General features: G+C 59.0%; 3 protein-coding genes, 4 pseudogenes and 1 riboswitch. Of the genes and pseudogenes, 6 read left to right on the forward strand and 1 reads right to left on the reverse strand.

What is annotated here, in order from left to right; all coding sequences use genetic code 11:
• Nucleotides 1–73 precede the first annotated feature (73 nt).
• The 3 genes and pseudogenes from ACWGTO_RS32215 to ACWGTO_RS32225 all read left to right on the forward strand — a co-directional run.
• Nucleotides 74–1338: pseudogene (locus tag ACWGTO_RS32215) on the forward strand (type IV secretory system conjugative DNA transfer family protein); the annotation flags it as partial.
• Nucleotides 1339–1343: 5 nt separating this feature from the next.
• A pseudogene (locus ACWGTO_RS32220) lies at nucleotides 1344–1755 on the forward strand (CopG family transcriptional regulator); the annotation flags it as partial.
• Between the two features lie 565 nt (nucleotides 1756–2320).
• Nucleotides 2321–3490 carry a TlpA disulfide reductase family protein gene (locus tag ACWGTO_RS32225; RefSeq protein WP_454578773.1) on the forward strand — a complete coding sequence of 390 codons (1170 nt, stop codon included), beginning with the start codon at nucleotides 2321–2323 and terminating at the stop codon, nucleotides 3488–3490.
• Between the two features lie 299 nt (nucleotides 3491–3789).
• Here ACWGTO_RS32225 and ACWGTO_RS32230 read toward each other — a convergent pair whose 3' ends face one another.
• The gene (locus ACWGTO_RS32230) at nucleotides 3790–4398 is read right to left on the reverse strand and encodes a LysR family transcriptional regulator (RefSeq protein ID WP_454578774.1); all 609 of its coding nucleotides are present in this window, start codon (nucleotides 4396–4398) and stop codon (nucleotides 3790–3792) included.
• A gap of 69 nt (nucleotides 4399–4467) precedes the next feature.
• Between ACWGTO_RS32230 and grpE the strand changes: the two are divergent.
• The 3 genes and pseudogenes from grpE to metE form a co-directional block, all read left to right on the forward strand.
• Nucleotides 4468–4899: pseudogene (gene grpE, locus ACWGTO_RS32235) on the forward strand (nucleotide exchange factor GrpE); the annotation flags it as partial.
• A gap of 119 nt (nucleotides 4900–5018) precedes the next feature.
• A pseudogene (locus tag ACWGTO_RS32240) lies at nucleotides 5019–5216 on the forward strand (IS110 family transposase); the annotation flags it as partial.
• 122 nt (nucleotides 5217–5338) lie between these two features.
• Nucleotides 5339–5540, forward strand: a riboswitch (cobalamin riboswitch).
• 89 nt (nucleotides 5541–5629) lie between these two features.
• On the forward strand, nucleotides 5630–7963 hold the full coding sequence (gene metE, locus ACWGTO_RS32245; protein ID WP_454578775.1) for a 5-methyltetrahydropteroyltriglutamate--homocysteine S-methyltransferase: 2334 nt from the start codon (nucleotides 5630–5632) through the stop codon (nucleotides 7961–7963).
• Nucleotides 7964–8454 lie beyond the last annotated feature (491 nt).

Consider the following 8454-nt stretch of genomic DNA (forward strand, 5'->3'; position numbering starts at 1 on the left):
CGAATCCTACGCCAAATCAATCGCTTAGGCTACATCCGCCGCCTCTCAGACGGGTCGTCGTCCATAAGACGGGCTAGTGGAAGTCAGGCGCGGCGCTTGGGAAGTCCGAGACGTCCAGAACGTCGCTGACGTGCTGGTCGACCGAGAGCGGTCGCTGGAACGCCGGAATCATTGGGAAAAGACCAGTCACGCGCTGCTGGTCGGCGCGATCCTGCATGTCCTCTACGCTAAGAATGACAAGACACTGGCCGGTGTTGCCAAGTTCCTCTCCGATCCGCAGCGGCCGATCGAGACGACCTTGCGAACCATGATGCTGACCAAGCACCTTGGCGATGCCGGTCCGCACCCCGTTGTGGCATCGGCAGCACGTGAACTGCTCAACAAATCGGAGAATGATCTGGTTGAGAACGCGCATCCCACGACACTCTATCTCGTCGTCCCGCCATCGGATATCAGCCGCACCAAGCCGCTTGTCCGGCTTATCCTGAATCAGATCGGCCGCAGGCTAACGGAGGATCTCTATGCAAAGGATCGCAGGCATCGCTTGCTTCTGATGCTCGATGAATTCCCGGCACTTGGCCGGCTTGATTTCTTCGAGTCGGCGCTCGCCTTCATGGCCGGTTATGGCATCAAGTCGTTCCTCATTGCCCAGTCACTCAATCAGATCGAAAAGGCGTATGGGCCGAACAATTCCATCCTCGACAACTGCCATGTGCGTGTGAGTTTCGCGACCAATGACGAGCGGACCGCCAAGCGCGTCTCTGACTCGTTGGGAACGACAACCGAAATGCGGGCGATGAAGAACTATGCCGGGCATCGTTTGTCGCCTTGGCTTGGGCATCTCATGGTCGCGACAGGAGACGGCCCGCGCGTTGATGACGCCCGGCGAGATCATGCAGTTGCCACCGAGCGATGGCATTGTGATGGTCTCTGGGCTGTCGCCGATCCGGGCGAAAAAGGCGCGCTATTTCGCAAATCCGCGGGTCGCCGAGCGCGTCCTGCCTCCGCCCAAGCGCACACACAACGACGCAGTATCGCGTCCAGACGACTGGACCGGAATGCCGGAATGTCGCTTTCCGAGGTGCCGACGGGCAGGCAATACGCGCATCGAATTATGGGCAAGGACAGTGATCCCGACAACATGGCATCCGCCGCCAGCCAGAACTGCCAGAGCATGAGGATATCGCGCCGGACCCCAGGCTGGGACACAGTGATGAATTCGATCTTGATCGCGACGAATCCGATGATGAGGCAGCCCGACGACGTTCGGTCGACCAGACGATGCGGCGCCCCGCACGACAGGCCGCACTCGATCCCAAAGTCGGAATCGAACTTTGACCTCCATGAAAAAGCGGCGTCTCTCGGCCTATCTGGAACCGGAGGTCATGAATGCACTTGCTGACTACGCCGCCAAGAGGGATGTCTCCCTGTCGCTGATCGCGGAGGCAGCTATCGCTTCTTTTTTGTCTCCGAATGCCGATGAACGATGAACGCAAAGAGGCGGCAATCGCAAGGCGGCTCGATCAGATCGACCGGCGCCTACAGCGGGTTGAACGCGATCTCGGCATATCGATCGAGACGCTGGCCTTGTTCGTGCGCTTCTGGCTCACGTCAACCCCGGCCTTACCTGACGCCGTTCAGCCTGAAGCGCGCACGGAAGGTAGGCAGCGCTATGACGCCTTCGTCGATTCGCTCGGCCGCAGGTTGAGCAAGGGGCCAAAGCTCAGCCAAGAAATTGGCGAGGACATTGCAGCTGCAGCACCGCCGGACACGGCTGAGTCGCACTCGAGAAAGGGAGACGCGGTCGGCCAGCTCGTCTGTACCGCATTTTGCAAGTTTCTGCACGTCGCGTTGCTGCCGGCCGTTTTCCTTGTTGCAACGCTCACATTCCTGCTTCTTCTAATCATCCCCGTCGACCGCGCTACAAATCGTCCATGAGCAGGTAGGCAGGCTGTTCCCGCGCTATCCAGACATGGCGTGGAGATCGCATGCGTACTTCTAACCAGCGCCGAAGTGCTGCGCGATGGACGACCGTCGATTTGGCTGCCGGCTAGTGGCTACACATACATAATCCGTGTCCAAAATCTGACAGCGACAGACGCCATGTCGGTTTTGCTACAAAAGGCGATCTTGCTCGATAGACCTCCTAAGCAAAGTCGTAGGCTTACTGGTGCTGAGCGAGGTGGCACGGCCTTTGCTTAATCTGAAGAGCGGCAATACTGAGTGAGGGCTGCCCACACGCTTCGTTCGCGTGTTCCGTTTCCCCGGAAAAACAAGCTCGCACAAAAAGTAGCGCATCTGGCGATAATTGGAGAGTGACATGGTGCTTCGGATGAATTCCCCGGCCCCTGCGATCAAGGTGCAGAGCTGGCTGCGTGGCGAGCCGCTGACCGCCTTCCAGCCTGGGAAACTGTACATCGTCGAATTTTGGGCGACGTGGTGTGGCCCATGCGTGGCGGCGATGCCCCATCTGGCGGAGCTGCAGGAGAAATACAAGGATCGCGGGCTTGAAGTTGTCGGGGTCGCCGCTTCTGAAGACGCTCCGACCGCGGACAAAGCGCGTACTAAGCTGGACGCGTGGTTGACGGAAAACTGCTCCTATCTGAACTATCGGATAGCGTTCGATTTCTCAAGCGAAATGGACAAACTTTGGATGGAACCCAGCTTCTCCCTCGGGATTCCGACCTCGTTCGTTGTCGATCGTGACGGCGCCATCGCGTTTATCGGTCATCCGATGGACCTGGCTGAGGTCTTGCCCAAAGTGATCGACGGCAGCTGGCGCACCAGCAAGCAAGCGAAAGCCGGTGATGCCAAGCGGATTGCCGAAAACGAAGGCAGAATGCGCGAACAAGCGGTGAAAACGCCGATATTGGAGAAATATTATGCGGCGTTCAAGAAACAGGAGTGGCACACCGCGCTCTCGGCCATCGAAGAGGGTGTCGCCTTGTTCCCGGACGATCCCAATATCCGGACTTGTCATGCGAATCTGCTACTTCACGAAATGCGCGATATGGAGGCAGGCTTGCCGGTCCTGCAGCTCTTCGTTCGCGACGCGATCAACAAGAACACCGTGAATTGGTTGTCTCAGGCACTGGAACAACTCTTCCATCCGGAGGAGGACTATTCAAACATTCCGTCTGCCGAGCGCTTCGCGATGGGCAAGGAGCTATCCGAACACATCCTGGCTCTGGATCCCCCGGAAGGCGACGGCCGCTTCAAGTTCCTATATTATCCGGCAGCCGGTCAGTACTTTTACGAGAGCGGGGACAAGGATCGCGCGATCGAGTTGATCGAAGTGGCACTGAAGTCGCTTGCTGATTGGCAGGATGGCTCGGAAAAAACGAAACGGCGGATTGGACAGCGATTGCTGCAGGCCCTGGCCAACTACAAGGGTGAGCAGGTTTGCTCACAAGATCTCTGTGTGGCTCCACAACAGGATTTCCCGAAGCCAAACCGCACCCGGCGGAAGAGGAAAGATGAAGAGGGATGACAGGTCGGAAAATCCTTTGGCCTGACTGGGCGATTTTGGGGGGTGCACGCACGTCGCAAGCACGCCGTAAAGGCGATAGAAGTCTGGGCGTATGCGTCGCTACCATCGTGGTTGGGTGGGATGCTGTCACTAGTCCTTCCTCTGTGCGCGGCAGCAAAGGCCTGCCTCGCGAGCTCAGGCGAGACGTCGTCAATGATGGCCGGTCGGCGCCGCGCCCAAAGATCGGTGAGCTAAAGTCGCGGCATCGTGCAGCCGCCGCTCGGTTCACCGTCTCCATGAATGATCCTGAGACATGGATCCTATAGTCTGGACGCCACAAACTTTTCGACCGTCAAGCCGGCCGCAAGCAGATCCGGCCAGATGTAGCTGCGCCCATGTTGTCTCCGTTCATGACCGAGGATCAAGCGTTCGCTTGGGGCCGCCGTTTCGCGCGCGGAACGGTAATGGAGCATCAGATTAGAGCTCGGGATGATGCTTGCGTAGAAACGCGAGTGGCTATCGCCGTGGCCCGCTGATTCAAGCCCCTGAAGCGTGTCGTCGAGATCTTTCAGAATACGTCGTATTTTGGCCAGGAAACAGTCGCCGGCGGCCGTCACCCTGACCCCGCCCGGATAGCGGTGGAACAAAGTCACGCCCAGTCTCAATTCGAGATCTTTTACGCGCCGGCTGAGCGCGGAAAATTGGAGGTTCATCGCGACAAATCCGGCGATGGCTGGATAGCGCAGCAGCCTGTAGCCGGGCTCCCAACCAATCAGCGCTACCCAGCGGAAACCGCCGCAGCGGCGTTCAAATCTGCGCTTGGCCACCTCTTCAACGATGTCTAAGCCAAGTGGCCGTTCAATGGGAGGAATCGAAAGCTCTTCGTCATACGTGCTCGATGCGACAGGGGCTTTCAGTATGCCTGCCATTGATTTTCGGCCGCCAAACCTCGATATCGGGCATAAAATCCATACCATTCGAGAGCACGGGAAATGTCGATGAGCGACCAATCAAAAGACCAAAGCGCGCCCGATGAAGCCGAGACGGCCGGGGCCAATGCCGAATGCAAGGAAGGCAGCCTCGATGGCGACTACGAAGCGGTTGCGCGGCTACTGAAGGCAAACGAAGAGTTGAAGGACCGCACGCTGCGCGTCGCCGCCGAGATGGAAAACCTGCGCCGTCGCACCGCGCGCGACGTGCACGATGCGCGCACTTATGCGGTCGCCAATTTCGCCCGCGACATGCTGTCGGTGTCGGACAATCTGCGCCGCGCGCTCGACGCCATTCCCGCCGAGGCCAAGGCGTCGGGCGATGCCGGCTTCAAGGCGCTGATCGAAGGCGTCGACCTGACCGAACGCACAATGCTGTCGGCGCTGGAACGGCACTGGGTCAAGAAACCGGCGCCAGAAGGCAAGAAGTTTGATCCCAACTAGATGCCGTAATGGGCCGGCCTTCGCGAGCATAGCCAGGTTGGGTGGCTGTCCCTCAGAATGATGGTGTTGAAACGGAGTCCGAGCGATCGGCTCCAAACATCATGAGAGGAACAGCCATGGAACATTATGCGGGAATCGATGTCTCTCTGGAAGAGAGCAGCGTGTGCATTGTTGACGCGACCGGAGCGATCATGCGCGAGGTCAAGATCGCCAGCGAGCCGGAGGCGCTGGTCCGCTATTTCGACGAACTGGAATTGTCTTTTAGTCGCATTGGACTCGAGGCCAGGCCATTGTCGCAATGGCTCCCAAAGGGCAGGAAATTGAGCAGGCTACCGGCCGAAAGGATCGCGATCACCCGACGCCCGGCAATTATCGTACCAAGTGGGATCACGATATAAAGATTTGTTTATGTGATTGACAGCAACGTCCTCTCCGGGGAATGTAAGTAGTCGATGGCTCTCTGATGCGGTTCGGCCGCAACAGAGCTAAGAGGGAAGCCGGTGAAGATGCCGGCGCTGCCCCCGCAACTGTAAGCGGCGAGCCAAGCTCACTCATGTCACGGAGGTCAATAGCCTCGGGAAGAGGGGCTGAGGTGTTGACCCGCGAGCCAGGAGACCTGCCACGGCGAACAAGGTCCACAGGCGGGGTGTCTCGGTGGGCGTAGCAACCGGCTCGTCTGCTTGCCAACGTCTGCCTTGCGTCCACGCCCCAATCATCGGGGTATGGTATGTCTCTCTCTCACATAGTTCCTGTAGCCACGCTTGGCCTGCCGCGCATCGGACGCCGTCGCGAGCTAAAGCGCGCGCTTGAGGCCTATTGGTCGCGAAAATCTTCCGCAGCCGACCTTCTCGAAACGGCGCGGGCGCTGCGTGTCGCGAACTGGATTGAACAACGCGACCGCGGCGTGACAAAGATTCCGTCCAACGACTTCTCACTCTACGATCATGTGCTCGACACAGCAACAATGGTCGGCGCTGTCCCGCCACGCTATGGCTGGAGGGTGGGAGAAATCTCGCTCGACACCTATTTTGCCATGGCTCGTGGCAGCCAAGGAGAGGCTGCTGGTGGCGGGCAAACCGGTCAAGCCGTGACAGCGCTGGAAATGACCAAGTGGTTCGACACCAACTACCACTACATGGTCCCGGAGCTCGCCGACGATCAAGCCTTTGCCCTGTCCTCCTCAAAGCCGTTGGATCACTTCCTTGATGCCAGAGCATTGGGCATTCACACTCGCCCGGTCATCCTTGGGCCCGTCACCTTCCTCAAACTCGCCAAGTCACCCACCCGGGACTTCAACCCTGTTTCGCTATTGCCGCGGCTGCTGCAGGTTTACGAGCTGCTGCTGCGTCGACTGAAACTCGCGGGCGCCGACTGGGTGCAGATCGATGAGCCGGCACTCGTGCTCGATCTCATTCCAAACGAGCAAGATGCGTTCAATTTTGCCTACGAGCGCCTTTCGAAAGTGGCACCGGAGCTAAAGATCATGCTCGCCACCTATTTCGGCGGGCTGAACGGCAACCTCGAGACCGCTCTTTCGCTTCCTGTGGGGGGCCTGCATCTCGACCTTGCACGCGCTCCCGAACAATTGGAGGCGGTGGGCCGGCTTGCGCCAAAAGACCTGGTGCTTTCGCTTGGCCTGATCGACGGTCGCAACGTTTGGCGCGCGAACCTGCGCCCCATGCTTGACCGGATCAAACCGGTCGTGGCCGGCTGGCCACTCGAGCGAGTGGAGATCGCGCCCTCGTGCTCGCTTCTGCATGTCCCGATCGACCTTGAACTGGAAACCACGCTGGACCGGGACGTAAGGTCGTGGCTCGCATTCGCGGCGCAGAAGATGGACGAACTGACCACGATCGCCCGGGCCTTGTCCGAAGGCCGGGAGGCGGTTGCAGCACAGTTGGAGTCTTCAACCCAAGCAGCCGCCGCGCGTCTGACGTCCCCGAAGATTCATGATCCGCTGGTCGAAGGACGCCTCGCCTTCGTCGACGAGAGCATGATGCGCAGGAAGAGCGGTTTTTCTGAACGTTCTAGGCTTCAGGACGAGCGGCTCTGTCTGCCGCCCTTTCCGACCACCACGATCGGCTCTTTCCCGCAAACGCCCGAGATTCGCAACGCGCGTGCCGCCCATGCAAAGGGAGAACTGAGCTATGTCGACTATGAGGCGTTCCTGAGGAAGGAGATCGAAGCAGCAATCCGTTGGCAGGAGGAGATCGGGCTGGACGTGCTGGTGCACGGCGAGTTTGAACGAAACGACATGGTGCAGTATTTCGGGGAGCAGCTTTCCGGCTTCGCCTTCACCCAAAATGCCTGGGTGCAGAGCTACGGGTCACGCTGTGTGCGCCCGCCGATCATTTTCGGCGACGTATCGCGGCCCAACCCTATGACGGTTCGCTGGTGGCGGTTCGCTCAATCGCTGACAGACAAACCCGTTAAGGGCATGCTCACCGGCCCCGTCACGATTCTCAACTGGTCCTTTGTCCGCGATGATCTCGCGCGCTCGGTCGTTTGCCGTCAGATCGCGCTCGCCCTTCGTGGCGAGGTGGGTGATCTCGAAAGCGCCGGCGCCAAGGTGATTCAGATCGACGAAGCCGCACTGCGCGAGGGCTTGCCGCTACGCAAGTCCGAGCGGGTGCATTATCTCGAATGGGCCATCGAATGCTTTCGGCTCGCTTCGACGGGCGTGTACGATGAGACCCAGATCCACACGCACATGTGCTACTCCGAATTCAACGACATTATTGACGCGATCGCGGCAATGGATGCCGATGTTATCTCCATCGAAACCTCTCGCTCGCAGATGGAGTTGCTCAACGCCTTCAAAAACTTCAATTATCCGAACGAGATCGGACCGGGCATCTATGATATCCACTCACCGCGGGTGCCGGGAATCGACGAGATGAAGAACCTGCTCTCCCAGGCGCGCCAGCGCCTTTGCGATAGTCAGATCTGGGTCAACCCCGATTGCGGTTTGAAGACACGTCGATGGGAGGAAGTCCGTCCGGCACTTGTCAATATGGTCAAAGCCGCGCGTTCTCTGAGAGACGCATCCAAGGCGGCCTAGCATGTATATGCCGTTGCCCGGACGGAGCAAACTGGGCTGAAGTGATCTGAAGCCTGTGCCTAAACGGGAGCCGGGTGGGAATGTGCCTTCGTCAGCACGTCGTGGAAGCGGCGCGCTGACGGGCACTGATCAACGGCACTGCTTCTCCTCCAACGCGACGATCTATTGCATCCATCACTGCAAGGACGATGCCGTTGACCCAGAGCGCATCTCTGCCGGGCGTCGGGTCCCTGAACCAAAAACAGAGCGTCGTCGCATGATGCCGTTATAAACCCCGTGCACGGGAAGCGGTGACGATGTCGACTCGCCTGAAATGCCCCGACTGCTGGATTCAGCCAGATCCTCTCACCCAAGAGTTCGGCGTCGAGTGTATTCTCCCCGAGCGTGCAGGTTTTCATCATGTCGTCGCTCATCGGTCGTCATTCCGGTCAAAAGATCCCATGAGGCGACGGGCGGCGGAACTCAGGTAAGGTTTCGGGGTCCGACATCCT

The sequence above is a fragment of the Mesorhizobium sp. PL10 genome (assembly GCF_053714315.1).

Coding starts and splice junctions, on each gene's coding strand:
- ACWGTO_RS32225 (WP_454578773.1), top strand. CDS start 2,321: ATGGTGCTTCGGATGAATTCCCCGGCCCCTGCGATCAAGGTGCAGAGC.
- ACWGTO_RS32230 (WP_454578774.1), bottom strand. CDS start 4,398: ATGGCAGGCATACTGAAAGCCCCTGTCGCATCGAGCACGTATGACGAA.
- metE (WP_454578775.1), top strand. CDS start 5,630: ATGTCTCTCTCTCACATAGTTCCTGTAGCCACGCTTGGCCTGCCGCGC.